We start from the raw sequence: 26,418 nt of genomic DNA on the forward strand, positions 1-26,418 counted from the left end.
CATTCGTCCGTCTCATTCGCCAACAGGGGAGCTCCGGGTGGCTCAGCAGGTCTATCTCGCCGTCGGTTCGCTCAACAGGGAAGCACCGTATTTTCAGGGAGCGCGCGGCGAAGGGCTGACCATACTCGCGTTTGACGAAACAACCCTGGAATACGAAAGGCTCGTCACCACGAACAGCGTCGATAACCCGACATTCCTCGCGGTTGATTCAGCGTCCGGTGTGGTCTACGCCAATTCCGAAGTTTTCGGCTGGCACGAAGGCACGGTGAGTGCCTTCCTCTTCTCTCGCGAGACGAACACGCTCGCCTATCTCGACAAGCAGCCGACGCTCGGCAGCATTGCCGCCCACAATATGGTGACGCGCGACCGGCGCTTCGTGCTTGTCGCCAATTACGCCATGGGCTCGGGCGGCCCGGACAAATCGGTCGCCGTGTTTCCGATCCTCGCCGATGGTGGTCTGGGCCCTGCCGTCTCATCGCTGCGGCTAGATGGCGAACTTGGCCCGGTTGTGGACCGGCAGGAGCGTCCACATGCGCATATGGTCACGGAGACTGCGGAAGGCGGCAGCTTTCTCATCGCTGACCTTGGTCTGGACCGTGTCGCGGAATACAGGCTGGAAGAAGATGGCGTCCTGTCGTTCGTCTCGGATGTCGCACTTCCCGCCGGCGCCGGCCCTCGGCACGTAGCGCAGCATGCAGACGGGCGCTTTGTTTATGTCTCGAACGAGCTTGGTTCGAGCGTCTCCTTCATATCGAGGAAACCGGGCGTGTTGACGGTTGAGCAGACCCTGCCGACCGTCCTGCCCGGCGTCGAATCCCACACCGCGGATATCCATCTATCCCCCGATGGCCGTTTTCTCTACTGTTCCAACAGAGGTGACGATAGCATCGCCTGCTTTATCGTGGATCAGGAGACTGGCATGCTGACCCTTCAGGAGATCGTCCCATCCGGCGGCGCGACGCCGCGAAATTTCGCGCTGTCTCCGAGTGGCCGACACCTAATGGTCGCAAACCAGAATGGCGATGCGATTGCCATCTTCAGGCGCAATGAAGAAACGGGCATTCTCACCGACAGCGGCAAGCGCATCGAAATCGGCACCCCTGTCTGCGTGAGGCCCTTCATCCTGTGACATCAGAGAAACACCCTCCGCGAAAAGGCCGTCGCAAGGGTGGCGGGGTGACGATGGCGGATGTCGCCGCTGCGGCCGGTGTCTCCATGCAGACCGTATCGCGGGCGCTGCGTTTTCCCGATACGGTGACGCCTGAAAACCGCAAGACAATCGATGATGCGATCCGCAAGACGCACTACGTCCACAATCTCGCGGCAAGCCATCTGGCGTCGCACAAGAGCAATACGGTCGCCGCCGTTATCCCGACGCTTTCGGCTTCGGTTTTCGCCGAGACCATCCAGCATTTCTCCGATGTGCTTCATCGGGAAGGTTACCAGATCTTCCTTGGAAATACCGACTACCAGTCGGATCGGGAAGAGGAGGTTATCCGCAGCCTGCTCGGCCGGCGGCCGGATGGCGTGTTTCTGATCGGGGCGCATCACACGCGCACGAGCATCGCGCTTTTGAAGCGTGCCGGCATTCCTGTGGTCGAAGGCTGGGATATGACGGACAAGCCGATAGACCGGCTCGTCGGCTTCTCCAATGCGGCGGCAATAGCCGAGATGGCCCGCCATCTTGCACGCTCCGGCAGAACCAACATTGTTTTCGCCGGCGTCCTGCGAAAAGGGGATAGTCGTGCCGCAGAACGTCGGGATGGTTTCTCCGAGGCCATGCAGGAGCTTTTCCCCGGCAAGACGCCACGCATCGTCATTTCGCGGGAACTTCCGCTGACCATGGCGTCGGGTGCCGATGTTCTGCGCAAGGCCCTTGCCCGGTATCCGGAGGCGGATGCGGTCATGTTTTCGTCCGACATCATCGCTTCGGGCGCATTGCAGGAAAGCATCCGCATCGGGCTGAAAGTCCCGGAACGGCTGGCAATCACCGGCTTCGGCGATTTCGAACTTGCGCGCCACCTGATCCCGTCCCTGACAACGGTGGCGGTACCCTCGGCCGAAATCGGCCGTGAAGCCGGGCGCCTGCTGCTTGAAGGCATGCGTGGCATCGAATCCGATGAGACGCTGATCGACATGGGCTTCAAGCTGATGATCCGCGATAGTGGCTGATCAGGCTTAAAAGTCCGGCCGATGCTCGAAATCCGTTAGGATTTCGCAGCCGGTCGCGGTTACCTGAAGCATATATTCCAGCCTTACGCCGCCGACATCCGGGTCGAGAGCGGTAGGTTCAACCATGATCACCATGTCCTCCTTCAGCGTCTCCCGCTCGTAAACGACGATGCGCGGCCATTCGTGGACACCGGTGCCGATCGAATGGCCGGAATGATGCGCATAGCTGTAACCATTGCTGTTAATGACGGCTTGAAGCGCCGCGTCGAGGTCGCCGATGACCAGGCCGGGCCGGATCGTCTCGATTGCAAGGTCAAGCGCCGAGCGTGCGCTCGAAAAAAGCTTTTGGAAACCTTCCGAAGCTTGCCCGATCATGGCGGAGGCGCAACTATCGCCCCAATAGCCCGCCACACGCGGCGCAAGATCGCAGATCAGTGGGTCGCCAGTCTCGATGATGCGGTTGTCGGGCCAGCCCATGAACCGGGAGGTGCGCTCCCGCCCGGAGATCAGATCGCCGGTCATCGGTAGGCGCACGCCTGCACGGGTTTCCATCGCCAGCCGGATCGCCGCAAAAACCTCAAGCTCGCGCATGCCGGCACGGGTGCTGGCCAGAAATGCCTTCTGTCCGGCGGATGCTGTCAGGGCCGCTTCGCGCAACAGGCCGATTTCGGTTGCTGTCTTGATGGCCCGTTGCCGGCGAAATGCCGGTTCGATTGGAAGCGCGACGCTCCCGTCAAGCAGGCTGGCGATCGACGCGGGTAAAGCGTGTCGTTCGACGGCAATGCGCCCACCGACGCCGAAACGGGCGAGGAGCGCTTTCGTTTCCGTCAGGTAGTTCTCGAAGATGTCGGTCGGCTCCTGGTAGGAGAAGCCTGTGTAGGTGACGATGGTATCTGCCCAGCTTGCCGTCTCCATCTCAAGGTTGGTGATGAGCAGGGCGGTTTCGCCGCTCGTGCCGACAATGCCGAGGCTGGGGCCACCTGCAAAGGGGGAAGGCCCCGCCTCGATGCCGCAGACATGGCCCAGTGCATAGGCGATACCATCCGGGCTGGTGAAGAGGCCCCAGTCGGCTCCCGATTCCTTGATGGCAGCGATGGTCTTAGCGAGCCGTTCCTCCATTGATACCTCCTCAGATTAGGTTGCGAATATGCTGATCGCGGCCATAGGCAGCGACAAGAGCCAGGATCAGAAGACCAAGCGCCGACTGGACGAGGGCTTCGGAAAGGCCGAGGCCAATCAGCAGCGTGCGCAATTCCACCAGCACGATGGCGCCCGCAACTGTGCCGGGGAAACCGCCGCGTCCGCCAATCAGCGCCGTGCCGCCAATTACGACAGCCGAGACCGTTTGGAAGAGATAAGGCGTGCCGACGGTGGCGCTGGAGGAGCCGGTGAAACCGAGAAGTAGAATCCCGGCGAATGCCGCAAACACCGCACTGAGAGCGAAAGTCGTCATCCACATGGAGACGGGCCGTACAAGAGCGAGTTCGGCCGCCTTCAGATTGGAGCCCAGAGCATAGAGGCGACGGCCATACACCGTTCGCTGCAGCACGAAAGAGCAGCCGAGCGTCAGCATCAGCGTGAACGGGATGAGCCAGGGGAAAGGCAATGGCCCGATCGTGCCGCCTAGTGACACGAACTCGTTGACGAAGGGCGGAGCCGACCCGGTCGGCAAGCCGCGCGTCCACATCTGCACGCCGGCCTGAACCAAGGTGCCGACACCGAGCGTGACGATCAACGGATGGATTGACAAGGCGGCCGACAGACCGCCGGAGATGGCGCCGATGCAGGCGGCAAGCACGATCACGATCAGCAACGCTACGAGAGCCGGCGTGCCGCTGCCGTAAAGGCTGGCGAAAACGACATTGGCAAAGCCGATGACGAAGGGGATCGACAGGTCGATACCGCCAAGGATCATGACCAGTGTTTGGCCGAGAGCGGCAATAGCGAGCAACGACGCCAAAATAAGCATGGCACGGACGGAAAACACGCTGCCGAAACCGGGAATGATCAGCGTGCCGAGCAGAAAAACCAGCACCACGCCAAGGAAGGCGATCAGGGCGCGATTCGATGTCAGGGAGGTTTTCATCGGCTTTCCATCCAGATTTGGAACCGTGCCTTAAGTTTTTCGGAGTTCAGGCAGACGGCCAGCACGAGCACGATGCCGTAGGCTGCCTGCAGCACGAACGTGGAGACGTTGAACGATGTCAGCATGTTCTGCAGCAGGAAGATATCCGCTGCGCCGATAAACGCCGCCGCTAGTCCACCGATGCCGCCGGCAAGGCTGACGCCACCCAGAGCCGCAGCCGCAACGGCGATAAGCGTATAGCCCGGCCCGATATTGGGATCTCCCGAACCGATCAGTGCCGTCAGCGCCAAGGCCGCCATGCCGGCGATCAGGCCGCCGAAGACATATGAGAGGAAACGCACGGCCGGCACATTGACGCCGGCCGTATAGGCGGTGCGGTCGTCACTGCCCACGGCCATCAAAAGGTCATAGAGCGGCAGCCGCTTGAACAGGAGCCAGGCGACGATGATCAGGCTGACGGGAATAAAGGACAGCGGCCCTGCAAAATCCGCGAGCCACGAGGGCACGCTGCCGGAAGGCGAGGGCAGGATCGACAGGGCAAGACCACTGTAGATCAGATAGGTCGCCAGCGTCGCGACGATCGGCTGGATGCGCAGGACGGCCGCGAGAAATCCGTTGATCACGCCCGACGTAATCCCCAGCAGCAAGGCGGCAGGGATGATGACCCACGGCGAAGAAATGCCGGCATCGCCCATCAAAACCTTGATGATGATCACGTTGATGAGCCCCATCAAGGGGCCGACAGAAACATCGATCGAACCGCGCCCGGCCAGAAATGGCAAGGTGGTCGCCAGCGTCGCCAAGAGCAAAGGCGCCGCAAGCCCGAGGACCGTCAGCCAGTTGCCTGGCGAAAAGCGCACCGGATTGAGAACGACGTTGATCACGATGAGGACGACGAACAGGATCGCCGCAAGCCGCGTTTCGTTTCTCGCCCAGAAAGCAGGTTTGCTTGAGGTCTTGGGGGCGGTACTCATGGATGGCCTCCTTCCTGCCCGAACATGGCTGCCATCACGCGGTCCATCGTCATTGATGTGCGATCGAGAACGCTGCTGCACTGGAAATCCCGAAAGATCGAAACGGTGTGGCAGAGCTGGAGGATTTCCTCGATCTCGCTCGACAGGATGACGAGCGCGATACCGTTTTCCGCAACCAGCTTGCGAAATGCTTCGTAAAACTTGAGGCGCGTGTTGAGATCAACCCCTCGGGTGGGGTCGTTGAGCAGCATCACGCGGGGTTTCAGGGCAAGCAGCCGGGCAAGCAAGACCTTCTGCTGGTTGCCGCCGCTCAGCGCCGAGATCGAAGCATCTGCCGAGGGGTAACGGATCGACAGGAAGTCGGTGTAAGACGAAAGCTCCTGTTTCAGGCGTTTGCGATCGAGAATGCCCGCAAACGAGAACCGCGGCATGGACGGGATCGCGAAATTGTCGAGGACGGATAGCACCGGAAAGATGCCGGTGGCCCGCCGGTCGCGCGGCAGGTAGACAACGCCGTTGCGCGCAGCCTCGTAATGGTCTTTGTACCTGGCTGAACCTGCCGTGCCGCCTTCGACGGTGACAGAGCCATCGCGTGAGCGGCCGAGACCTGCCAAAGCCAGCAGGAACTGTTCCTGACCATGGCCTTCGAGGCCTGCAACGCCGGCGATCTCGCCTGCGCGGATAACGCCGGATAGCGGCTTTCTGCCGGCCGAGAGCACAAGATTGTCGTAGCGCAGAACGATGTTCTCATCCGACATGCAGTGCGGCCTCCGGAGCCATGAGTTTGAGGAGGCGCGGAGCAGTGATGTCGTCACGTTCGAGCGTCTCGATAACCTTTCCGCTGCGAAGGACCGTGACGCGGTTCGACAGGCGGCGGACCTCTTCGAGGCGATGGGAAATGAAGATGACGATGTTGCCGGCGCCGGCATAATCCTCGATGGCATCGAAGACGAGATCTCGGTCGGCGTAGTCGAGCGCCGCCGTTGCTTCATCGAGCAGCAGGATCGACGGCAGGCGCAAAAACGCACGCGCCAGCACGACGAGCTGCTGGCTCGCGAGCGGCAACTCACCAGCGGCTGCGTAAAGCGGGATGGGGAAACGTGAAATCTGCGCCAGCAGGGCTTCGGCAAGGGCCGCGCGCTTCGCCTTCGGAATGCGCCAGATCAGAGGGCCATCATAGCCGAGAAAGATGTTTTCCAGCACGGTGCGGTGCGGTGCGATCAGCACCTCCTGGAACACTGTGGAAAGACCGAGATCGTGCATGTCGCGCGGGCTGTGGGGCGTGACCGGGCGATCGTTCAGCAACACGCTACCCTCGGTCTGCGTGACCACGCCGGACAGGATTTTCAGCATAGTGCTCTTGCCGGAGCCGTTTTCGCCGAGAATGGTGTGAATTCCCGGACGGAAATCGACGGAGGCATCGCTGAGAGCCAGTGTTTCGCCGTATCGCTTGGTCAGGCCAACGGTCTTCAGTCCGACCGGTTCTGTCCGCAGCGGAGGAAATGCGCCACTGTTGTCTATCACGACGCGATGGATGCGCGACGGGCCAGCCGTCTTTTCACCCTGCGTCTTTGTCATCTCATGCATTCATGTCAGCCTTCTGGCGGGCGCATCGATCGATGAGCCGCTGCCGAAGATCGGCAGCGGTCGTTTCCGTTCGGGTTACTTGGTGCAGGACGCCGGAACCTTGGAGAAGTCATAAAGCGGAGTTGCTTCGCCGTTGGTGAAGTAGGCGTTCAACAGGTCTTCCTGGAACGGATCCTGCGGCGGGATCGGGAAGATCGCGGCGGAGTCCGGCTTCATGCAGTCCTTGTACCATGTCGGCAGATCGGCCTGCGTAATGGTCGGCATCGGAGCGATGATTGTGTTGACGATCGGCTTCTGGCCGCTGACGACGCGAAGAGCGACACGGAAGGCATTCTGTGCGGCGACGTGAGGCGAAACTTCGCCGCCGTAGAACTTGAACGCCTCCTGGTTCTCGTGCCAGTAGCCCAGCGCATCGCCGGAGATGGAGGCTGCGATCAGCGGCAGAGGCCTGCCAGCCTGCTGGAACGCTTCGGCAATGAAGCGGGCTTCCGAGCCGGTTGACCATACGGCATCGATCTGCTGCGGCGTCGTGGCGAGCGCCTGCAGAACAGCCGATTTCGTCGTGGTGCCCGTCCATTCGCCGCTGACCTTGCGGGCGACCGTCAGGTTGCCGCTTTCGGCAACGGCCTTCTCCAGTCCGGCATTTTCCTGCTGGACCAGCGGATGGCCGGAGATGCCTTCGACCTGCAGGATGGTGCCGCCGTTGGGCAGTGCCTGCGCGATGCCCTTGCCCATCTGGTATCCCCAAAGGTTCTGGTTATGCATCACGTTGATGGCGGTCGGGGTCGTGACCGCGCCGGCTGACGTGATGACCGGAATGCCGGCCTTGTAGGCATCCTCGATGACGGTATTGAGCGCTGTCGAGGAGCCCGCGATGGTCGTGATGACCGAGCAACCCGTTTCGATAAACGAGCGGATCTGCGAGATCTGTTGCGTGGTATCGCCGTTGGAGTCTGAAACGATGAATTCCGAGACGTCGCCGGCTTCCTTGGCGTCGTTGACGAGACGGGCGAGTTCGTCGTTGAAGGTCACGCGCCACGGATTGCCCATGTAGGATTCCGAATGGCACCAGCGCCATGGCTTGGCCGGCGCCTTGAAGTCGGCAAACTGCGCGGGGCCGACATCGACGGCTTCCGTATAAAGGGCGCGCGCATTCTCCGGCAGCGCCTGCATCGCGTCGGAACGGGCGTCTGCATAGGCCGGAAACGCGGTAGATGAAAGCAGGGCAGCCGCAAGCAGGGTCAGGCCGGGGCCGGATTCAAGTCTGTTCATGGATTTTCTCCTCCGCGGCCTCCCGTGCCGCTCTGGTTTACCAGTGAATTTCTTATTCATCAGGATCGCGATGGTCAACGTAAAAGTTAGCGCTAACCCATAAATCACGTGAATCACGCCAAAAGGCTTCATGGTGCCGCAATGCAGCAACAGAATGGTTAGCGCTCACTCTGGACAAATCGAATTTTGTCGATATGTTCGCGGCCAACGTGAACGGACATTCGAAGGGCGATTTCTATGGGTATCTTGTCGGGTATCAGGGTGTTGGACTGCTCAATTGCCATGGCCGGCCCCTTTGCAGCCCAAAGGCTCGGGGATCTCGGCGCAGACGTGATTAAGGTCGAGCCGACAACCGGAGAATGGCAGCGCCATGTCGCGGCCGGCGGTGCAACAGGCAATCGCGTGAACGTCTCCTTCCTCTCGCTGAACCGGAACAAGCGCTCCCTTGCCGTCGATCTGAAATCCGAGGGCGGCAAGCAAGTCCTGCTCGATCTGGTGAAATCGGCCGACGTCTTCCTGCAGAATTACCGTCCCGGCGTCGCAAAGCGTCTTGGCGTCGATTACGAAAGCCTCTCAAAGATCAACCCGCGTCTGATCTACGTGTCCATGTCCGGTTACGGCGAGGATGGTCCGTATGTAAACCGTCCGGGACAGGATCTCGTGCTGCAGGGCCTGTCCGGCGCGATGCTGTCGGCGGGACGCGAGGGTGAGGCGCCAACGGCTGCGGGCCAGTACCTGGTTGATGCCATCACGGCATACACCGCCTTCGAAGGCGCGCTTGCCGCCCTGTTCCACCGTGAGCGTACCGGCGAAGGACAGCTCGTGCAGGTCAACATGCTGGATGCGATCACCACGATCCAGATGCAGGAACTCTCGGTCTTCACGGTCGGCAAGAAGCTGCAGCAGCGCTCTGCCGAGCCGCATGCCCATGTCTACATCCGCGCGCCTTACGGGGCATTCGCGACCAGCGACGGCTTCATCACCGTCGCGTTCCCGAAGCTGAAGACGCTCGGCGAGGTTATCGGCGAAGACAGCTTCCTGACGATGGACGACGAGATCGATACCTGGAAGCGGCGCGATGAAATCTTCGCCAAGACCCGCGACAGGCTGAAGGTCAAGACATCGGCCGAATGGCTGGAATTGCTGCGGGCAGCCGATATCTGGTGCGGCCCGGTCTATGGTTACGCCGACCTCGTTGAAGACGAGCAGGTGAGACACAACGGCACCTTCGTCGAATACGAGCATCCGACGGAAGGCAAGGTGAAGACGCCCGGTTTCCCGATCAAGTTCTCAAAGACGCCTTCCACCGTCGAGCGCGGTGCGCCTGTCACTGGCCAGCACACGGAAGAGGTGTTGCGGGAGGCCGGTTACGACGAAGCGACGATTTCATCGCTGATCGCAGCCGGCGCCATCGCCAAGGGAAGTCTCTGATCATGACGACGATCAAGGCACTGACCTGGGACCACCCGCGCGGCTACACCGCGCTTGCCGCCGCTGCAAGGCGCGAGGATGTGATCGCCGCCGGTCTGGATATCCAGTGGGACAAGCAGCCGCTCGAAGGTTTCGAATCCCATCCGATCGCCGATCTTTGTGCCCGCTACGACCTCGTCGTGCTCGACCATCCGCATGTCGGCGAAGCCGTCGGCGGCGATTGCCTGCGCTCGCTCGAAAGCGTTTTCGGCGAGGATGTCTTGCAGACGCTCAGTGTCGACAGCATCGGGCCGTCGCTGTCGAGCTATCGGTACGCCGGACAACATTGGGCGCTTCCGCTCGATGCCGCGACCCAGGTTATGGCGCTGCGCGCCGATCATGTTGAGGGTGGCGCACCGGAAACCTGGGATGCCGTACTCGATCTTTCGCGCCAGACCGGCAAGGTGGCGCTGTCGCTGGCCGGGCCGCATGCGGCGCTGAGCTTCCTGTCGATCGCCGCCGCTTTCGGCGAGCCACCGGCCGAGGCCGATCCGGACGTGCTGGTTTCCGCAGACACGGGCCGGGCTGTCTATGCGCTCATGGCCGAGCTTGCGTCCCATAGCCCTCGCTCGGTCCTTGCCAAAAATCCGATCGGTATTCTCGGGCATATGGCGCAGGAGAGCGATGTCGTTCTTTGCCCGCTCGTCTACGGGTACGTGAATTATGCGGCGCCGGTGGAAGGACAGGCCATCACGTTTGCAAATGCGCCGCGCCGCATCGCAGGCGGCCGTCCGGGCTCGACGCTCGGCGGAACCGGCATCGGCATCTCCAGGCGTTGCGAGCCGACGCCGGAACTGAAGGCGCATCTGCTCTGGCTGATGGGCCGAGAAGCGCAGATCGGGTTCATTCCCGCTCATGAGGGGCAGCCGTCACGCCGCGAAGCGTGGCACGATGTCGGCGTGAATGCCCGCTGGGGCAGCTTTTACGAAAACACCGCCGTCACCCTGGAGCAGGCGTATGTGCGGCCGCGCCATGATGGCTACATCGCCTTTCAAAGCAAGGCGTCGGCGCTTTTACGCGAGGCGTTCGAAACCCGGGCCGATGCGTCCAGCGTGCTGAACCGCCTGCAGGACCTCTATCAGGCCCACCGTCGGGCCGGCGAAGAGCGATAGGAGAAGATCATGACGGAAGAGATCACATTCGAGGTGGATGGCGCGATCGCGACGATCACCTTGAACCGCCCGGCCAAGCTTAATGCTGTGACGCCGGAGATGGCGGATGCCATCGTCGCGGCAGTCAAGGAATGTAACGACAGCGACACGATCCGCTGCGTCATTCTGACGGGAGCAGGGGAGCGCGCGTTTTGCGCCGGCTCCGATATCCGCGAACTCGATACCTATGAGACGCCGTGGCAATTTCGCAATCGGCCGGACTATTGCGACGCTTTTCATGCCTTGCTGAAGCCGACGATCGCCGCCGTGAACGGCTACGCATTTGGCGGAGGCCTTGAAACGGCCATGGCCTGCGATATCCGCCTCGCCTCTGAAAACGCGCAGTTCGCGGCCCCGGAGATCAAGCTCGGCTGGATCGGCGGCGGCGGCATGGCGGCGGGGCTCGCCCACTCTATCGGCATGTCAAATGCCGCGATGATGATCATGACCGGGGATCCGATCTCTGCCGAAAAGGCGCTGCAGTGGGGCCTCGTCAGCGAAGTCGTGGGGATTGAGGAGCTTCTGCCGCGCGCCCGTGCCATCGCCGAGACGATTGCCGCCCGGGCGCCTATCGCAGCGGAAACAGCCAAGCTCAATCTTAAAGCCGCCGTCTCGATGCCGCATGACAAGGCCGTCGAATACGAACGGGATCTCCAGACGATATGCTTTGCGACCGCGGATGCGAGGGAGGGTCGCCAGGCCTTCAAGGAAAAGCGTCCACCAGTCTTCCTTCGACGTTAAGCGTGAGCATGACCGCGAGGATCGACCTGTTGGTACGCTCGACCGCGAAGACATGACCCAAGACAAGATATTGATACCGGCTTTCAGGGAGAATTGATGAAGATGAGCGGAATTTCGAGTTTTGAGACGGGGACTTTCGTCGGACGCGTATGGTCTGCGGAGGCAAAGGGCCCGGTCGTAGTTACGATCCGCGATGGCCGTGTCTATGACATTACCTCCCAGGAAAACGCGACGATGCGTGATCTGCTCGAGCGTGAAAATCCCGCATTCTTTGTACGCGGCATGCAAGGTGCGGATATCGGTTCGCTCGAAGAGATGCTGGCCATCCGCGAAGCAGACCTTTCCCAATCGCATCTTCTTGCTCCCATCGATCTTCAGGCGATCAAGGCTTGTGGCGTTACTTTCGCCCGGTCGATGATCGAGCGCGTGATCGAAGAGCGCGCCGCTGGAAGTCCGCAGCGGGCTGCGGAAATCCGGGGAAAGGTCTCGCAGATCATTGGTGCGAGCCTTCGCGACCTGAAAGCGGGTTCCGAAGCTGCCCAGAAGGTCAAGGCAGCCCTGATCGAGGAAGGATTGTGGTCGCAGTACCTTGAAGTCGGTATCGGCCCGGACGCTGAGGTCTTCACCAAGTCGCAGGTGATGTCGTCGGTCGGAGTCGGTGCTGCAGTCGGGCTTCACCCTATTTCTAAATGGAACAATCCCGAGCCGGAGATCGTACTTGCGGTTGACAGCCAAGGCCAGGTAAAGGGCGCGACGCTCGGCAACGATGTTAATCTTCGCGACGTGGAAGGACGCTCTGCGCTTCTACTGGGCAAAGCCAAGGACAACAATGCGTCCTGCTCGATCGGCCCCTTCATACGTCTGTTCGACGACACGTATTCGATCAATGACGTTCGCAATGCAGAACTCGACCTCGTCGTCGAGGGCGAGGATGGGTTCGTGCTGCGTGGCAAGAGCTCGATGAAGGAAATCAGCCGCGATCCTCTCGATCTGGTGGCGCAGACGCGTGGCCGGCATCATCAATATCCGGATGGCTTCGTGCTTTTCCTGGGCACGCTTTTCGCCCCGGTTGAAGACCGCAATGCTCTTGGGCAGGGGTTTACGCATAACGTGGGCGACGTGGTGACGATCTCGAACAGCCAGTTAGGTGCTCTCGTCAATCAGGTCAAACTTTCCACCGAATGCCCGCCGTGGGTTTTTGGAGCATCACATCTGATGCGAAACTTGGCGGTTCGTCGGTTGATTTAAATTTTCCGATGCAGCGACGGTTGGAAATGAGCGGGGGTAGCTCTGCCGCAGTGAAGTATTCGGGCGCGAATACCCAGTCGAGTTCCATAATTCTGTTATGTCGACCGTTTAACGATGTTAACGCTTTACCCGGAAGCAGGGGTCGTGAGTTCGTATCCCTTCACACCAGGATTTTTGTCAATTGTTCATTCAAGTGGCATCGAATTTCTCCTTTGTAGGCGGATCCAAGGTCTGAGCCCATAGCAATTACCGGCCCGGTTCTCGGGCCTATACAACCTCACATCCGGTCGCCGCTCTCACGCGGCTGCACCATTATCCCGCTTTCGACCGGCACGGGCTCATGAGAACGGGACCAAACTCAAGGTCGGCGTTGAAAGCCAAAAGGATTCCCGGTCCGTTCACCTGAATCCGTCAGGGCTGATCAGGCCCTGGGGATTAGAAACTGTGTTTCGCAGCAGTTTGTCTTTCAGGCGGTTTTCATGATTGCACCTTCGATGACGCCGCCCGAGCTCACATACTTCCAAAGGGCCACGAGCAGTTTACGCGCGAGCGCAACGATCATCGGCGTCTTTAAGCGGCCGGCGTTCCGCGCGATGCGTTCCTTCAACCATAGCGTTAAAGTCGATCTCGGTTGGTGGCGCAGCCATAGCCAGGCGAGGTTGGACCATCGTTGCCCGCAATCGCGGATTTCCCGCTTTCCAGACCCCTTGTTCGCAATTGACGTTGCCGCTTTGTCAAGGGGAGGGCGCAAGGCCGGCATAGGATGCGATTTGCCGCCGATTGTCGAAGTGTCGGAACAAGCCTTCCGTGTAAAGTATCGCAGCGAACTCTGGGCTTATTCCTTTGATGCCTAAAAGCGCGGTCGCCTCTTTCGGCGTTTCCGGCGTCTCCTGAACGATCAAGGCATCTCGCTCGGCTTCAACAGCCTTGATTGTGTGAGCAACAATTCGAGGCGATCGAGTTCTCTGCAGATTTCCCCTTTCAAATGCTTTGAGAGTGGCCGACCAACGCCAGTCCGAAGTTCTTCCAGACGTTGGCGGCGATCTCGATTGACAGGTTGGTAATTCCGAATTCCTTGCGTGAAGAGCAGCCCCTTTATGCGGTTGATGTGGAAGACACGTTCCGCAATCAGAGTTTTTCGCTCCCGTCTAATCCGTCGATTGTCGTCTTCCTCGGGTGAGAGAAGTTTGACCATTGAGCACGCGCGAGGCTCGCCACGTTTGCATGCCATCAATGCGCCGATCAGCGTTTCGCCGTCGATGCGGTCGGTCTTCGCCCGGCGATGCCGGCGCGGCATGGCAATTGATGCGGCTTCTACAATGTGGCTCTCGATCCAAGCTTCCTTGCAGAGCACTCGTCCCAGCCAGAAGGCATCCAGCCCGGCCTCCTGGATCACTACCAGTGGGTAAAGTATGTTCTTTCGCCGAGTGGCTTTCTGACGAAGCGCTGCAAAGCATGCGAACAAGCCGGCAATCTCCCTTCCGGTAAAGGAGTGGCGGGACATTCTTTCGCTGCCAGGTGACAGAGCTGTCACCAGCCACGTCGATTCACTCAATTCCAACGAAACGAATATTGCGCCAAGATCGACGGGGGTAGTGGTCTGCGCTTGAGTTTGATCTGCTGTTATCGGCGTGATTGGCCTCCAGAGAGTTTTCTAGCGACCTCACTCTGCCACGGTGCAGGCCGCTACTCACCCCTGATGGGATCTCAAGAGCATACCTATTCAGATGGGCCTGACACCCGTTCATCAGGAGAGACCGTACCAGGCACCGCGACCGGCACCGTGCAGAACGAGGTGCCCTTGATCCACGAGTGCCTTAAAATGATCCTTGATAGTATGACGGCTTGCATGGGTGACCCGGGCAGCCTCCGCGACCGTGATCCGCCCGTGCTCGCGCGCCAACTCGAGCAATGCGGCGGATAATTCCGGCATGTCGGCGAGGATAATACGCTCGCGCTCCATTTTCTTCTCAAGCCGGGCCTTCTGCCGATGCAGGGCTCTTAAAAAAGAATTCGATCCAGGGATTCCAATCAGGCTCGTCGCTGCGGATCGTTCCCTGCGTACGGCGAAGCGAGATGTAATAACTCTCCTTGCTTTGTTCGATGATGCTTTCGAGCGAGCTATAAGGGACGTAAGCATAACCGGCCCGCAGGAGCAGCAAGGTAGTTAGAATACGTGATAGGCGGCCATTACCATCCTGAAATGGGTGGATTTCTAGGAAAAACACAACGAAGATGGCGACGACCAAAAGTCGATGGAGCCGTTTTTCACGCCCTGCTCATCCAGCCAGGCGATCAGTTCTTCCATTCGACGCGGCGTATCGAACGGCGATGCCGTTTCGAAACCGATGCCGAGGCTATCGCCGTGCTCGTTAAACGCTTCCACGTTGTTGGAGAGGGTTTTGTAGGCGCCGCGATGCCTCTCATCCCTTATCGAATGCGCAAGAAGGTCGCGGTGAAGCTGACGGATATGATTCTCGGTGAACGAGATAGCTTCGTAAGCACTGAAGATGGTCTCCATCACCTCCGTATAGCCGGCGACCTCTTGCTCGTCGCGTGTTGTAAACGACCCCGGGCGAATGTTTGCCAGCAGCTTTTCGACCTCTCGGTGGAGGAACCGATGCTTTCGATCGTGGCGACACGCTTCAGGCTGGACAACCGCTCAGGCGCGATCCGGCCGATCGCTCGCCAGGCACCTTTGAATTCGTCAATTTCGGCGATCAGCGACAGGATTTCGGGCGTGATCCGGATGGCCTCCGTGTTTAGAAATTCGATTCTTTCATCCATTCCCATCCAATTCCTGAAGCGCTGTTTTGCGCCATTTATTCATCCGTTTCCATCCAATTTCCACCAGCGAGAAGATTTGCGAGGAAAGATTTCAAAAACTCGAGACGGTCTCCTCATGTGGTTGGCGAGGCATTCGCGAACGAGATCGAGGACTGTGATTTCTAAGTCTCTGACGTTCCGGAAAGTCCGGATGAGATCGACGCGAAACAATAGCGCGGTCGTAGGTTCGACTCCGGTCAAGGCGATAGAGCCAGCATTCCATCTTGCTGATTACCGTCTCGATGGTTATACTGTTTTTCAAAAACAGTATAACGCCGGAGTCGAGCTTATGAAGTCAATCGACCTCATGTATCAGACGATGCTGGCCGAGCTAGGCCAGCGCTCGCTCGACGCCGCTTGGACTGCTGATTTTCCCTCGGAGGGTCGGTTTACTCCGGCGAACATCAAGGGGCGCAAGTACTGGTACTTCGACATCCCGGATGGACATGGTGGTACGAAACGCCGTTACGTCGGTCCTGCTGACGATCCGGATATTGCGCAGCGCGTAGCTGATCATAAGCGGGACAAGGACGATCTACGCGCCCGCAGGCGCATGGTCAACACGCTGACCCGCGAAGGCGGGATGGTCGCTTCCGATGCCATGTCGGGCGACATCGTTGAGGCTCTTGCCGACGGCGGTCTTTTCCGGCTCCGGGGCGTTCTTATCGGCACGGTGGCCTTTCAGTGCTATTCAGGACTGCTGGGCGTCCGCCTTCCCATGGCTGCAATCTTGACCGGCGATGCGGACATTGCCCAGGACTATGCCATCAGTCGGGAGGTAGAAGACAGCCTGCCTTCGATTGTTGAGCTGCTGCAGAGCGTCGACGCCAGCTTCCGGCCAGTTCCACATCGATCTGGCTCCGCAACTTCGTCGGCGTTTCAGAATGCCGACGGCTACAGGGTTGAATTCCTGACGTCGTACCGTGGTTCGGACGACTACATCGACCAGCCGGCGAAGATGCCCGCCCTCGGCGGCGCCAGCGCGGATCCCCTACGCTTTCTCGATTTCCTCATCAGGGAGCCCGTCAGGACAATGCTGCTCCACCGAAGTGGTGTCCCAGTCGTCGTCCCTGATCCGTCCCGCTATGCGATCCACAAGCTCATAGTCGCCAGCCGTCGGCACACTGACGGGCAGGGGCCAGCGAAGCGAGAGAAGGACGTTCGTCAAGCTGCGCTGCTCTTTGAAGCCCTGCAGCTGACGAGGCGGTCTGCCGACTTGGCACTCGTCTACAACGAAGCGTGGGAGCGCGGGCCTGCTTGGCAGGAAGCCGTTCGAACCGGGGCAGGAATGCTGCCGGTACAAGATGCCGAGCGGTTCAAGACGGTCCTGGTCGAGGGAGCAAAGAAAAACCGCGAAGCCATTGAGCTCCCGTTTTGAGTATAGGCTGCCTCCGCTTCGAAAGCCAAGTAGCTGATTTGAATCAAACTCGCGAAGACAAACAGGGTGCCGAGAGTTCGATTCCATTCAAGAGCTGAGATGAGCAAAGCCATGGCAGATTCGCGCCCTCATTCCGGCCGTAACAGGAGACTTTGCACCCGCCCGAAAGCAGACATTATTTGGTATCACGGAAATGGCATGTTTGTGCCGCCGATAGCGGAAGTAAGCGACGTTGCCGCTTTGTCTCATCGAAGCTGCTTGAATGTTTCACAAAACATGGTCTTTCTTCTGATGAAGGGTTCAGCACTACCATGATGCGTGGCCGTGCAGCGGAAAGTCATGCGAGACTCCGGCTGAATGACGCGTTTTGTCGCACTGCGATCCGCACCGCCGTTCACGTGTAGCGCATGTCTCTCGATCAAGTCCTCGAACGCGTCGGGATTGTCTCCGCCCGCTGTCACATCTCCGGAAGGCCAGCCTTTCGGAAGCCGTCGACAAAGTGGTCCCGTACAGATGCATCACGCAGCGGCTGGGAGCTGAGCCAATGGCCGATCGTGAAATGAGGGTGAGCGATCAGAAACAATTCCGCCTCTCGCCGTGCCTCCTCACGGTGCCCTCCCTGCGCAAGCGCAGCGGCCAGGAATTTGCGTGAGTTGGTACGATACGTGTCTTCCCTGCGGAGGGTCTCGGTTGCCGCCTTATAGTCACCTGCGGCGTATTGCGCCTGCCCAAGATGACAAAGATACCAGCAGGCTGGATAGGGATTGAGCCGTAGAGCTTTTTCGATCTGCGCCAGTCCGTCGGCAACCCTGCCATCCAGCACGGACATGTCCGACATGGCCGCCCAGGTATCGGCGTGGTTGGGATCTAGTTCCAGGGACTTGGCGAAGGCGGCTTCCGATTCCCCCCATCGCCGCTCATAAGCCAAAATGGTGCCCAGGACGTAACGGCAGCCGGCATCGTTTGGATCCAGCCCGACCGACTTCTGCGCGAACGTCACCGCCATCCGACGATGGGGATCTTCGGGCTCTCCGAAATGAGTCCAGGCGAGCCAACGGTTATAGGCGAGCAGACCGAGTGCCTCGGCATATGATGGCTCGAGCTGAACCGCGCGTTGGAGCAAGATGTAGGCCTCACGGCCGGTTTGCGGCGACTCTTCTGTCAGGAGACGAGCACGCACACACAGATCGTAAGCCTCGATGTTCTTCGGCCGATTGCGATGCGTCGGGACGATCAGCCGGCCGACGAGGGCTTCAACAATCTTGGCGTTAACTTCGTCTTGCAGTTCGAAAACATCTTCCACCGTCCTGTCGAACCGGTCGGCCCACAAGTGCTGGCCGCCAAGCGCGTCGATCAATTGGGCATTGATGCGGACCCGGCCCGTTGCGCGTCTGGCGCTTCCCTCGAGGACATAGCGGACACCGAGTTCCTGGGCGACCAGCCGTATGTCGAGCGGCTTGTCCTTGTAGCCGGACACGGAATTGCGCGCGATGACAAAGAGGCCAGCCGTGCGGGAAAGGTCTGTGATTAGGTCCTCGGTCAAGCCGTCGACAAAAGGGGCATCCGCTTCATCCCCGCTCATATTCGTGAACGGCAACACAGCGATCGAGGGACATTCGGGCAGCGGCAATGTGCTCTGCAGTGCATCCGGCCAATGCCACACGTGGACCGGGCGCGTGAGGTTCTTCAGGTAGCGTTCGCCTGCATCGAAGAACCGGTCGCCGATCTTGCCGACGATCTCGCTGTGAACTTTGTCTGAAATGCAGATGCCGCCCGGTGCGGCCTGAGTTTCGAGGCGCGCCGCGACATTGACGCCGTCGCCGAGGACGTCCAAACCGTCGTCAATGACATCTCCCAGATTGACGCCGACCCGCAAAAGCAGGCGCCGGTCTCCGGAAGTTTCAACAGCGCTGATGGCCCGTTGCATTTCCAACGATGCTACGACCGCGTCCACCGCGCTGCCGAATTCGACTAGAAATCCGTCGCCCACGACCTTGAAGATACGACCGTTGTGGCGCTTCACAGCCGGCTCGATAACGCCGGAACGGAGTTCCTTGAGATTCGCCAGCGTTGTGAACTCATCTGCCTCCATTAGACGCGCATATCCCACCACATCGATCACGACGATGGCGGCAAGGCGACGATGAAGAGATCGGTCCGTCATATGAGGATAAGCCTAACGACTGAATTAGAAAATTATTATTCAACCTCGGGTAAGTCAACCAGTGCTAAGTGGAATGCCCAAGCGACCTCCACCTCGCGACGGGCAATCTTCGTGTGATCCAGATTCTGTTCGGACACACGAAGATCGAGAAACACAGTCCGGTATCTTGGGTGGACATAGAGGATGCCCTGGAACTTGCAGTGCTCTCGGTACAATCTTCGCCACTAACAAAAGAATTCAGGAAGGTAGGAGGTAGCGAAAGTGATCTATCCTGACTATCGCAAATTATTGCGACCGCGCATTTCGAAAATTTCCAACGATTATTGTACGAATTGATCTCTTCCGGAGCCGGTTTCGAAGGGTGGCCAATTTGATTGGAGAAGTAGAATGAAACGTTTGCAAAGTCTCATAAGCGCGAGTGGACAATGGTCCTCTCCCGGCGTTGCCGTGCGAACCGCGATGCTAGCAGCTACACTTGCTGCTGCGACGTTCCTCAGCCCACTGAAAACTTCGGCCCAGGACGGTGCGGCAACTCCCGCCGACCAGCCAAATATCCTCGTGATGTTTGGCGATGACATCGGGCAGACGAATATCAGTGCCTATTCCATGGGTATACTTGCTATTAGACCCCCAATATTGATCGCATGGCGAAGGAAGGCATGATCTTTACAGATTACTATGCCGAGAATTTCTGCACGGCGGGACGTTCCACCTTCATAACGGGTCAGGTTTGCTTGCGCACCGGTATGTGCAAGGTCGGGATACCTGGTGCGACCGTCGGCCTCCAGGCGCGCGACATAACGATCGCTCAGGCATTTAAACCCTTGGGGTATGCCACGGGACAGTTCGGCAAAAACCATCTTGGCGACCGTGATGAGTTCCTGCCGACCAATCACGGCTTCGACGAATTTTACGGAAATCTCTATCACCTCAATGCCGAGGAAGAACCGGAGCGTCCATACTACCCTAAGGACGACGCGGAGTTTGTCCGCACCAACGCCCCGCGCGGTGTGCTCAAGGCATCGGCTGACGGCAAGATCGAAGACACCGGTGCTCTGAACAAGAAGCGCATGGAAACCATCGACGATGAGGCCACTGCCGCCGCGATAGATTTCATCCAACGGCAATCGAAGGCCGGAAAACCCTTCTTCACCTTCGATCTCCCTCTTCTTGCCGTCGCCGAGAAAGGTTTCGATCGCGGATACCGTCGCCTGAGGTTGCTCCTCCATCATGTTCATCAGGGATCGTTTCCCGAAAGAACGGTCTCCGTTGTCGATCATTGGCAGCGGCCCAAGGCAAACCTGCTCAGCGCCTTCGACACAATCATCTTCACAGTCCCGCAATCCGCTCTGAATGAGGTCGCCCGAGGAGCAAGGCGTTCGACGTGTCGAAACGCTTGTCTGCGAAAACCAGGGACGTCTGGACGACACGATCTGGAGCCTTGCCCATTCCCTTCTCCCGGCTCTCGATCGGCCCGACGAGGTGGACTCGATATATGCCGAGCGCGTGCTCCTGGCCAGCACTGCTTACTTCGCTCACGTTTTCGGCGGCATGCGTGCTCCATCAGGAGGCGGGCATGGGTTATCCGCGAAGCAGGTCAACTGGGCAATTGACCTGATGCACAGCCAGTACCACACGGATAGTTCATTGTCGGTTCTGGCATCCGAGATGAACATGACGGCAAGTCGGTTTGCCGGGGCCTTCAGGCGATCGACGGGCAGGAGCCCCGATTCGTGGATGCGCCTTCACCGCATCGAGCAGGCCAAGGCTATGATGCGCTACAGCTCAATGCCTATTTCGCATATTGCTGCGGTATGCGGATTTAGCAGCACCCAACATTTTGCAAGGGTATTCGCTTCAATTGTAGGTGTAGCTCCAATCGAGTGGCGGAAACAAGTTCGCAACTAATCCCGCACTCGTCAAATTAAAGGAAGGTGGTCCAGGTCCTCCAATGGGCTACCGTTCTGTCCAAAGGTTAAGCTCCGTGGCCGAATTGCGCCCTTATATCGGTCATAGTGGCTGTTATCGTGCCTGCCCAAAAGCTGACGTCAGTTTCGCGGCCTCTTCACGTCGGGTAATCCAGCAGAGCGGCCTTAGTTTCAGCGACGCTATACTGCCGAGCGTTTGGTCGGACAGCGTGAGCCAGAGTTTTGAATGGGACCGGCAACATTCAGGTTACCGTCAGTTTGACCGTCTAACGGATAGGCACCTCAATCGCGAAAAGGTGATTTTTTACATGACATGCATCCGGAACTTGCTCGCCGCTGTAGCCATTGTTTGCATTAGCACTCCCGCCCTCGCCGGGAGCATCATTAAAGTCATCGAGAGCGGCGAGGGCGGCGGGTCCATGACACTGAGAACAGACCAGTCGACAATCAAAGCAGGTGAGACGACGTTCATGGTTCACAATGATGCTGTGACCGAAGAGCACGAAATGGTTCTGGTCAAACTGAAGTCAGCCGACCAGTCGATCGTCGTCGATACAACAAAACACCGTATCAACGAAAAGAAGCTGAAGAGCCTCGGCGAAGTGGCCGAACTGAAACCCGGCAACGACGGCGAGTTGAAAACCGAGCTCACACCGGGCTCATACATCCTGTTGTGCAATATCAAAGGCCACTACGCGGCGGGCATGCACGCGATGCTGACTGTCACGAAATAACGCTCACCGCGAGAAATAGCCTATCGATCTCGGGGGCGGGCACCCTGCTGTTTCCGGGATCGGCAACGTCACATTTCAAGGTCGATGCCGCCAATGCCAACTCCAGGCTCGTTTTCCTTGTCGCAGCGTGTTCTTCACTGGCTGACGGCAGGACTAGTTTTCTTCAACCTCCTTCTTCCCGACGGCATGGAAGAGTGGAACCGAAGCGTCAAGCGGACGGGTTCGGCCACAACCGATCAGGTGGCCAGTGCGAATATCCATGCCTATGTCGGGATGGCGATCCTTCTTCTGGTTATCTTCCGGCTTGCTCTTCGGGCTACCCGAGGCGTGCCAGCGTCTCCTCCTCGAGAGCCCACGTTCTTCAGTCTCGTAGCCAAGGCGACACACATGCTTCTGTATATCCTTCTTGTTGCGATGCCTTTGACAGGGATGGCTGCCTACTATTTCGGCTACGGGACCGCCGGCGACATCCATGCCGACATTTTAAAGGTCGTGTTTTGGGCCCTGATCGCCGGTCACGTGGTCGGAGCACTGGCTCACCAGTTCTATTGGAAGACCAACGTCGTCCGCCGCATGACATCGGGCTGACTGCTGTTTTCGTACCCCATCTGGCAGACCTACGGCTGGAATCCGGGGCAAAGGTGAGGCGTTGAAACACAGCACCGCGGATGCTCAGCGCAGAATGCGCATCTGGACCGCTTGAATGTCGACGACCCCGCTCCACCTCTAAAGCGTATCGAGTGGAAACTGCATGATCAAGATTACGACCCTGTCCGAACTGACGATCGACGGGAAACTGTCTTTAGGGCCAAAGGCATCCAGCAAAGATCTGTTCGATTTTTACGGCGACGACCTGCGTAGCTGGTTCCACGCGCAGAGGGCATCGAATGATGCAATCATGGTCGGCTCCGGAACCGTCGTCGCGGATGATCCCGAACTGACCGTGCGCCATGCACCCGGTCCAAATCCCTTGCGCGTCATCCCATCGTCAAGAGGCAAGGTGCCTCTGGATGCTAAGCTTCTCAACGACGGATTGCCGACGATCGTTGCCGTTTCCCGCATGGCGGAGCCGGCCGACGTGGCCGCCTTGGCGGCTAAACCCAATGTCGAAGTGCTCGCGTGCGGCGAGCACTTCGTCGATCTGGCGGCGCTCATGAGTATTCTTGAGGATCGTGGCGTAAAGAGCATGATTGTCGAAGGCGGTAGCCGTCTGCTCCACAGCTTGCATCAGGTTGGGTTGGTGAACCGTATCATCATAAAACATATCCCGGTGATCACTGGATCAATGCAGGCTCCGAGCTATATGTACCCCTATGAACCGGGAGGTGCGTTCGACTTGACCAGATGGCGGCTCGTCGACTGCTTTAGCAAGAGTGGTGTGGCCGTGACGATCTACGAGCCGATGACGGTGAGAGCATGAACGTAATTTCGCGCCAGATGCTGTCGGATATTGGAGAACGTCTTTCGGCGCGCGCAGGCGCAGCCCCTCCTTTGGTCTACGACGTGAGGACGGACGCAGCTTCGCTCGTGACGAGTGATAACGCGGAGCTTCAAAAATATGTTCAACATCAGACGTTGATGCGAAGCTATCAGGGCCGCTATGTTCTTCTGCCGAGCGCCGCGCCGAGCGAGTCAATTGTGGCGCGCCTGCACCGCCACTACGACCCGCGGGAGATTTCGCGTGTCGATGTCATGCGAGCTGATCTTGAAGATTTTCTAATCGTCCCATTGGTCGAAAGCGCACGTAAGATCGCGGCTGGGCAGGACTGCGCCGCTTATGTGAGCAATCTGGTACCGGCACTTAAGGAAAGTCTGCCGAGTGCATTCCTGGCATTTCTGGAGCAATCGCAGTCGCGCACGCACCATTATCGTAATTTCCTCATCCAATCGTCGGTTGATCTGCTGGCGGAGGCGTCCGCCTCCGCACTCGGCGTGATCGGCGAATACGGCGAGCCTCAATCTGCTCTGTTTCGAATTCTCATCGATGAGTTCGGATACGGCACCCACGGCAAGAAGCACAGCGTGCTTTTTAGATCGACAATGCGTGGCTTCGATCTGAGCGAGGAATACAACACCTATTGGGCGCTGTTCGATACGCCGACATTGGAGCTGCACAATGTCATCCATTTCATGTTCCAGAGCCCCCGCAATCTTTTTCTTCAGATTGGTTTCCTGCTCTACGCAGAAGCGAGCTACCAGCGATCGACGGAGGAGCACTTTCGATACTTGAAGCGTTTTCATCCCGGTGTCGATGCTCACTACTTCGGGGAACATGCCCATATCGACATTCATCATTCGGCAATGGTGGCGGATGAAGTTGTTACCCCCTTGGTCTCGAAATTCGGGCCAGAGGTCGGAACAGAAATCGTTGTGGGAGCAGAATTGACGCGGATGGCATTCGAGCGCTCCGGACAACACATGCTTGATGTAACGACGGCATTTGAAGAAGCGTTGCGCGACGGAGTAGCAGAGTTCGGAATGCGCGCCGACCTGACCGCGACGGGCGGCTGCACGGTACCAACCGAAGCCGTCATAGCGCGACGAGCGCTTCAGATCGGTGGGATCGGCATCATCACCGACCCAGCCGCGTTCAAGCGTTTTCCTCTTTCAAGCGTTGCGCGCGAGGTTTGAAAGATGGGCGAGAACACAAGCTGGATCGGCCAGGACCTTCCACCCATTGTCAGGAGCGGTGTTGAGTACTTTCTGCTTTCGCATCGTGACCAACTCTACCTCGTTCCCAACACGTGCCCCCATCGCGGCGGCCCTTTGAAGTTCGGCTACATCAACGAAAAGGAGCAGATCGTCTGCCCGATGCATCATAACGCCTACTCGATCGAGCGGCTGATTGCACGCGATACCACGTTGAGACTTTGCGTGGACCGGTCATGAGTGTTCCTTACAGCCAGATCGTCCTGGAAGAAGGGTCGTTGAAGCTCGCCAATGTCGTGACGGTCAGTCGTGGCCTGTTGATCGTGCCGATCCTTCTGCTGGAAAGTTACCGCTACCTCGGTTTCGCCATCTTGCTTTATCTGGCCGCATCGCTGACCGACCTGATGGATGGGTGGCTGGCGCGGCGGTCTGGACGAGCATCGGAATACGGCGCTCGCCTCGACGCCATTGTCGACAACATTTTTTCCGTCGCCATCCTGCTTTTCCTGTTCCTCTCCTTTCCTGAGATCGCTTTACGCCATTCGATAGCGTTGGCAGTTCTGTTCGGCGGCCCGCTCTTGTATCTCATCGCCTCCTGGTTTCTCACCGGCAAGCTGATGATGTTCCATTTCTGGTCAGCCAAGGCAGGGGCGCTTCTCCTTTTCGCTTTGTGGCCAGTTCTTTATCTGACCGGTTGGGAAGACATGATCGGACTGGCCGCAGCCGTCGTTGGCATCAGCAGGATAGAGCAAATTGCCTTCATTCTGCGTGGAGGAACGAATCTCGACGCGCCCCACATATTTGCAACGGTCAGCGCGCCATGAGAAATCACAGTCCCATTGCCAACACCATCTCGGCAAGGCACGAAACAAAGGCGCATGCGGCTGAACGACTGTTTCCGCCGATCGACCTCAACTGGAACGCAGCGTCGCCTCAAGAACGGGGCCCGATCCTTGCGGGCTCACAGCCAGGACGAAACGCCATTGGAGTTCATGCCGGGGCGTTTTCCGCCTACAGGGCCATCGCGACGGCATCGGGAGCGTTGTCTGCGTCTCACGCTCCAGACTTTGGCAATACGACGCCATTCGTACCCATCGGGCCGTTCCCCCAATGGTCCGATCCCGGCAAGATCGTCACACTTGATCCTTGGGGGCACCGGGTTGCCGGCGATTTTGCCGCTGAAATCGCATCCGGACGCAAGGTCCAGCCGACGATCGCGGTGACTGACGGCCGGCTGATAATGCCAGAGATCGCCGATGCTCTGCGGGCTGGAAGACTTGCGGCGGATGGGCGCATTGTCGATAGCCTCGGAGGGGTTCGGGTAACGAAGATAGCTATCGAGCCTGTGTGGTGGCTGCCTGGCATCGCCGACCGCCTCAACATGCCGGAAACCGCCCTACGACGTGCATTGGTTGATGCCAGTGGAGGGATGTATCCTGATCTGGTTGCTCGGCCTGAATTCAAGGCATTTCTCCCGCCCATTGGCGGGACAAGCGTCTATCTGTTTGGTGACCCTTCGTTGCTTGGAAAAGCGGATGCCAAGATCGCATGCCGCGTCCATGACGAATGCAACGGGTCCGATGTCTTCGGATCGGACATGTGCACGTGTCGATCGTATCTCGGTTTTGCCGCGGAGGAATGCGTTCGCACTGCGCAGCAGGAGGGGTTAGGCATCATCGCCTATAATCGCAAGGAAGGGCGCGCGTTGGGCGAGGTCGTCAAATATCTGGTCTACAATGCGCGGCGCAACGCCCGATCAGGTGACAGAGCCGACGACTATTTTTCGCGGACGGAGGAAGTGGCGGGAGTGCGCGACATGCGATATCAGGAACTTGCCGTCGACGTGCTGCATTGGCTGGGCGTCACGCGGATCGACACCTGGTTGTCAATGAGCAACGAGAAGCGAGATGCCGTCGTTTGTGCAGGGATCGATATAGTGAAGCAGGTGGAGCTTCCCACCCGTCTGATCGGATCTGGAGCGGCAGTAGAGATATCTGCCAAAAAAGCGGCCGGCTATTTCACTGAGACAGAAGACTGA

Annotated in this window: 25 protein-coding genes and 2 pseudogenes; 16 read left to right on the forward strand and 11 right to left on the reverse strand. The window is 58.7% G+C overall.

Translation table 11 applies throughout. From position 1 onward, the window contains the following. Positions 1-37: 37 nt before the first annotated feature. Together ASC96_RS03900 and ASC96_RS03905 are read left to right on the forward strand one after the other, a co-directional pair. On the forward strand, positions 38-1,129 hold the full coding sequence (locus ASC96_RS03900; protein WP_060501604.1) for a lactonase family protein: 1,092 nt from the start codon (positions 38-40) through the stop codon (positions 1,127-1,129). A gap of 53 nt (positions 1,130-1,182) precedes the next feature. Next, positions 1,183-2,172 carry a LacI family DNA-binding transcriptional regulator gene (locus ASC96_RS03905; protein WP_112834712.1) on the forward strand — a complete coding sequence of 330 codons (990 nt, stop codon included), beginning with the start codon at positions 1,183-1,185 and terminating at the stop codon, positions 2,170-2,172. Between the two features lie 6 nt (positions 2,173-2,178). On the opposite strand, the gene ASC96_RS03910 is transcribed toward ASC96_RS03905, so the two are convergent. From ASC96_RS03910 to ASC96_RS03935, 6 genes are all read right to left on the reverse strand, one after another. Next, entirely contained in the window at positions 2,179-3,291 is a 1,113-nt protein-coding gene (locus tag ASC96_RS03910) for a Xaa-Pro peptidase family protein (protein ID WP_060501608.1), read from the reverse strand. A 10-nt stretch (positions 3,292-3,301) separates the two neighbouring features. Then, the gene (locus ASC96_RS03915) at positions 3,302-4,258 is read right to left on the reverse strand and encodes an ABC transporter permease (RefSeq protein ID WP_060501610.1); all 957 of its coding nucleotides are present in this window, start codon (positions 4,256-4,258) and stop codon (positions 3,302-3,304) included. Further along, entirely contained in the window at positions 4,255-5,232 is a 978-nt protein-coding gene (locus ASC96_RS03920) for an ABC transporter permease (RefSeq protein WP_082511927.1), read from the reverse strand. Before ASC96_RS03920 ends, ASC96_RS03915 begins: the two co-directional genes overlap by 4 nt. After that, complete coding sequence (locus ASC96_RS03925) at positions 5,229-5,990, reverse strand: ATP-binding cassette domain-containing protein (RefSeq protein WP_060501613.1); 762 nt, start codon at positions 5,988-5,990, stop codon at positions 5,229-5,231. The genes ASC96_RS03920 and ASC96_RS03925 overlap by 4 nt, the downstream gene beginning before the upstream one ends. Then, entirely contained in the window at positions 5,980-6,810 is an 831-nt protein-coding gene (locus tag ASC96_RS03930; protein WP_082511938.1) for an ATP-binding cassette domain-containing protein, read from the reverse strand. The genes ASC96_RS03925 and ASC96_RS03930 overlap by 11 nt, the downstream gene beginning before the upstream one ends. Positions 6,811-6,894: 84 nt before the next feature. After that, the gene (locus ASC96_RS03935) at positions 6,895-8,091 is read right to left on the reverse strand and encodes a substrate-binding domain-containing protein (RefSeq protein ID WP_060501615.1); all 1,197 of its coding nucleotides are present in this window, start codon (positions 8,089-8,091) and stop codon (positions 6,895-6,897) included. A gap of 237 nt (positions 8,092-8,328) precedes the next feature. Here ASC96_RS03935 and ASC96_RS03940 point away from each other — a divergent pair, with 237 nt between their 5' ends. The 4 genes from ASC96_RS03940 (at position 8,329) to ASC96_RS03955 (ending at position 12,701) form a co-directional block, all read left to right on the forward strand. Then, positions 8,329-9,522, forward strand: a complete 1,194-nt coding sequence (locus tag ASC96_RS03940) for a CoA transferase (RefSeq protein ID WP_060501617.1) — start codon at positions 8,329-8,331, stop codon at positions 9,520-9,522. 2 nt (positions 9,523-9,524) lie between these two features. Continuing rightward, positions 9,525-10,673: a hypothetical protein gene (locus ASC96_RS03945; RefSeq protein ID WP_060501619.1), complete on the forward strand. Its 1,149-nt coding sequence runs from the start codon at positions 9,525-9,527 to the stop codon at positions 10,671-10,673. 9 nt (positions 10,674-10,682) lie between these two features. Further along, positions 10,683-11,453, forward strand: coding sequence for an enoyl-CoA hydratase/isomerase family protein (locus tag ASC96_RS03950; RefSeq protein ID WP_060501621.1), 771 nt, complete (start codon positions 10,683-10,685; stop codon positions 11,451-11,453). Positions 11,454-11,555: 102 nt separating this feature from the next. Further along, positions 11,556-12,701, forward strand: a complete 1,146-nt coding sequence (locus ASC96_RS03955; protein ID WP_060501808.1) for a fumarylacetoacetate hydrolase family protein — start codon at positions 11,556-11,558, stop codon at positions 12,699-12,701. Positions 12,702-13,167: 466 nt separating this feature from the next. Here ASC96_RS03955 and ASC96_RS03960 read toward each other — a convergent pair. The 4 genes and pseudogenes from ASC96_RS03960 to ASC96_RS34225 form a co-directional block, all read right to left on the reverse strand. Next, positions 13,168-14,205 (reverse strand): annotated as a pseudogene (locus tag ASC96_RS03960) (IS110 family transposase). Between the two features lie 243 nt (positions 14,206-14,448). Beyond that, on the reverse strand, positions 14,449-14,664 hold the full coding sequence (locus tag ASC96_RS33655) for a DUF977 family protein (protein WP_244481842.1): 216 nt from the start codon (positions 14,662-14,664) through the stop codon (positions 14,449-14,451). A gap of 7 nt (positions 14,665-14,671) precedes the next feature. Then, positions 14,672-14,929 (reverse strand): Fic family protein, encoded by a 258-nt coding sequence (locus ASC96_RS34355; protein WP_348270791.1) that lies wholly within the window; start codon positions 14,927-14,929, stop codon positions 14,672-14,674. Further along, on the reverse strand, positions 14,917-15,222 hold the full coding sequence (locus ASC96_RS34225) for a Fic family protein (RefSeq protein ID WP_280140004.1): 306 nt from the start codon (positions 15,220-15,222) through the stop codon (positions 14,917-14,919). The genes ASC96_RS34355 and ASC96_RS34225 overlap by 13 nt, the downstream gene beginning before the upstream one ends. Positions 15,223-15,816: 594 nt before the next feature. Here ASC96_RS34225 and ASC96_RS03970 point away from each other — a divergent pair. Then, positions 15,817-16,905, forward strand: a complete 1,089-nt coding sequence (locus ASC96_RS03970) for a GSU2403 family nucleotidyltransferase fold protein (RefSeq protein WP_060501810.1) — start codon at positions 15,817-15,819, stop codon at positions 16,903-16,905. 457 nt (positions 16,906-17,362) lie between these two features. On the opposite strand, the gene ASC96_RS03975 is transcribed toward ASC96_RS03970, so the two are convergent. Continuing rightward, complete coding sequence (locus ASC96_RS03975) at positions 17,363-19,069, reverse strand: adenylate/guanylate cyclase domain-containing protein (RefSeq protein WP_060501622.1); 1,707 nt, start codon at positions 19,067-19,069, stop codon at positions 17,363-17,365. A gap of 459 nt (positions 19,070-19,528) precedes the next feature. Here ASC96_RS03975 and ASC96_RS31490 point away from each other — a divergent pair. The 9 genes and pseudogenes from ASC96_RS31490 to ASC96_RS04020 all read left to right on the forward strand — a co-directional run. Beyond that, positions 19,529-20,226: pseudogene (locus tag ASC96_RS31490) on the forward strand (sulfatase-like hydrolase/transferase); the annotation flags it as partial. A gap of 196 nt (positions 20,227-20,422) precedes the next feature. Further along, positions 20,423-20,977: an AraC family transcriptional regulator gene (locus tag ASC96_RS33665; protein WP_060501628.1), complete on the forward strand. Its 555-nt coding sequence runs from the start codon at positions 20,423-20,425 to the stop codon at positions 20,975-20,977. A 328-nt stretch (positions 20,978-21,305) separates the two neighbouring features. Beyond that, positions 21,306-21,731 (forward strand): plastocyanin/azurin family copper-binding protein, encoded by a 426-nt coding sequence (locus ASC96_RS03990; RefSeq protein ID WP_060501811.1) that lies wholly within the window; start codon positions 21,306-21,308, stop codon positions 21,729-21,731. Positions 21,732-21,815: 84 nt separating this feature from the next. Continuing rightward, the gene (locus ASC96_RS03995) at positions 21,816-22,319 is read left to right on the forward strand and encodes a cytochrome b/b6 domain-containing protein (RefSeq protein WP_082511928.1); all 504 of its coding nucleotides are present in this window, start codon (positions 21,816-21,818) and stop codon (positions 22,317-22,319) included. 163 nt (positions 22,320-22,482) lie between these two features. Continuing rightward, the gene (locus tag ASC96_RS04000) at positions 22,483-23,151 is read left to right on the forward strand and encodes a dihydrofolate reductase family protein (protein ID WP_060501630.1); all 669 of its coding nucleotides are present in this window, start codon (positions 22,483-22,485) and stop codon (positions 23,149-23,151) included. Further along, the gene (locus ASC96_RS04005) at positions 23,148-24,362 is read left to right on the forward strand and encodes an iron-containing redox enzyme family protein (protein WP_060501632.1); all 1,215 of its coding nucleotides are present in this window, start codon (positions 23,148-23,150) and stop codon (positions 24,360-24,362) included. Before ASC96_RS04000 ends, ASC96_RS04005 begins: the two co-directional genes overlap by 4 nt. A gap of 3 nt (positions 24,363-24,365) precedes the next feature. Continuing rightward, complete coding sequence (locus ASC96_RS04010) at positions 24,366-24,620, forward strand: Rieske (2Fe-2S) protein (protein WP_060501634.1); 255 nt, start codon at positions 24,366-24,368, stop codon at positions 24,618-24,620. Continuing rightward, a complete protein-coding gene (locus ASC96_RS04015; protein WP_060501636.1) occupies positions 24,617-25,204 on the forward strand; it encodes a CDP-alcohol phosphatidyltransferase family protein in 588 nt (195 codons plus the stop codon). Before ASC96_RS04010 ends, ASC96_RS04015 begins: the two co-directional genes overlap by 4 nt. After that, positions 25,201-26,418: a GTP cyclohydrolase II gene (locus tag ASC96_RS04020; RefSeq protein ID WP_060501638.1), complete on the forward strand. Its 1,218-nt coding sequence runs from the start codon at positions 25,201-25,203 to the stop codon at positions 26,416-26,418. The genes ASC96_RS04015 and ASC96_RS04020 overlap by 4 nt, the downstream gene beginning before the upstream one ends.

Source organism: Rhizobium sp. Root1204 (genome assembly GCF_001424965.1).
Classification (GTDB): domain Bacteria; phylum Pseudomonadota; class Alphaproteobacteria; order Rhizobiales; family Rhizobiaceae; genus Pararhizobium.

Coding starts and splice junctions, on each gene's coding strand:
- ASC96_RS03905 (WP_112834712.1), top strand. CDS start 1,183: ATGGCGGATGTCGCCGCTGCGGCCGGTGTCTCCATGCAGACCGTATCG.
- ASC96_RS03910 (WP_060501608.1), bottom strand. CDS start 3,291: ATGGAGGAACGGCTCGCTAAGACCATCGCTGCCATCAAGGAATCGGGA.
- ASC96_RS03915 (WP_060501610.1), bottom strand. CDS start 4,258: ATGAAAACCTCCCTGACATCGAATCGCGCCCTGATCGCCTTCCTTGGC.
- ASC96_RS03920 (WP_082511927.1), bottom strand. CDS start 5,232: ATGAGTACCGCCCCCAAGACCTCAAGCAAACCTGCTTTCTGGGCGAGA.
- ASC96_RS03925 (WP_060501613.1), bottom strand. CDS start 5,990: ATGTCGGATGAGAACATCGTTCTGCGCTACGACAATCTTGTGCTCTCG.
- ASC96_RS03930 (WP_082511938.1), bottom strand. CDS start 6,810: ATGACAAAGACGCAGGGTGAAAAGACGGCTGGCCCGTCGCGCATCCAT.
- ASC96_RS03935 (WP_060501615.1), bottom strand. CDS start 8,091: ATGAACAGACTTGAATCCGGCCCCGGCCTGACCCTGCTTGCGGCTGCC.
- ASC96_RS03940 (WP_060501617.1), top strand. CDS start 8,329: ATGGGTATCTTGTCGGGTATCAGGGTGTTGGACTGCTCAATTGCCATG.
- ASC96_RS03945 (WP_060501619.1), top strand. CDS start 9,525: ATGACGACGATCAAGGCACTGACCTGGGACCACCCGCGCGGCTACACC.
- ASC96_RS03950 (WP_060501621.1), top strand. CDS start 10,683: ATGACGGAAGAGATCACATTCGAGGTGGATGGCGCGATCGCGACGATC.
- ASC96_RS03955 (WP_060501808.1), top strand. CDS start 11,556: ATGAGCGGAATTTCGAGTTTTGAGACGGGGACTTTCGTCGGACGCGTA.
- ASC96_RS33655 (WP_244481842.1), bottom strand. CDS start 14,664: ATGGAGCGCGAGCGTATTATCCTCGCCGACATGCCGGAATTATCCGCC.
- ASC96_RS34225 (WP_280140004.1), bottom strand. CDS start 15,222: ATGGAGACCATCTTCAGTGCTTACGAAGCTATCTCGTTCACCGAGAAT.
- ASC96_RS03970 (WP_060501810.1), top strand. CDS start 15,817: ATGAAGTCAATCGACCTCATGTATCAGACGATGCTGGCCGAGCTAGGC.
- ASC96_RS03975 (WP_060501622.1), bottom strand. CDS start 19,069: ATGACGGACCGATCTCTTCATCGTCGCCTTGCCGCCATCGTCGTGATC.
- ASC96_RS33665 (WP_060501628.1), top strand. CDS start 20,423: ATGAGGTCGCCCGAGGAGCAAGGCGTTCGACGTGTCGAAACGCTTGTC.
- ASC96_RS03990 (WP_060501811.1), top strand. CDS start 21,306: ATGACATGCATCCGGAACTTGCTCGCCGCTGTAGCCATTGTTTGCATT.
- ASC96_RS03995 (WP_082511928.1), top strand. CDS start 21,816: ATGCCGCCAATGCCAACTCCAGGCTCGTTTTCCTTGTCGCAGCGTGTT.
- ASC96_RS04000 (WP_060501630.1), top strand. CDS start 22,483: ATGATCAAGATTACGACCCTGTCCGAACTGACGATCGACGGGAAACTG.
- ASC96_RS04005 (WP_060501632.1), top strand. CDS start 23,148: ATGAACGTAATTTCGCGCCAGATGCTGTCGGATATTGGAGAACGTCTT.
- ASC96_RS04010 (WP_060501634.1), top strand. CDS start 24,366: ATGGGCGAGAACACAAGCTGGATCGGCCAGGACCTTCCACCCATTGTC.
- ASC96_RS04015 (WP_060501636.1), top strand. CDS start 24,617: ATGAGTGTTCCTTACAGCCAGATCGTCCTGGAAGAAGGGTCGTTGAAG.
- ASC96_RS04020 (WP_060501638.1), top strand. CDS start 25,201: ATGAGAAATCACAGTCCCATTGCCAACACCATCTCGGCAAGGCACGAA.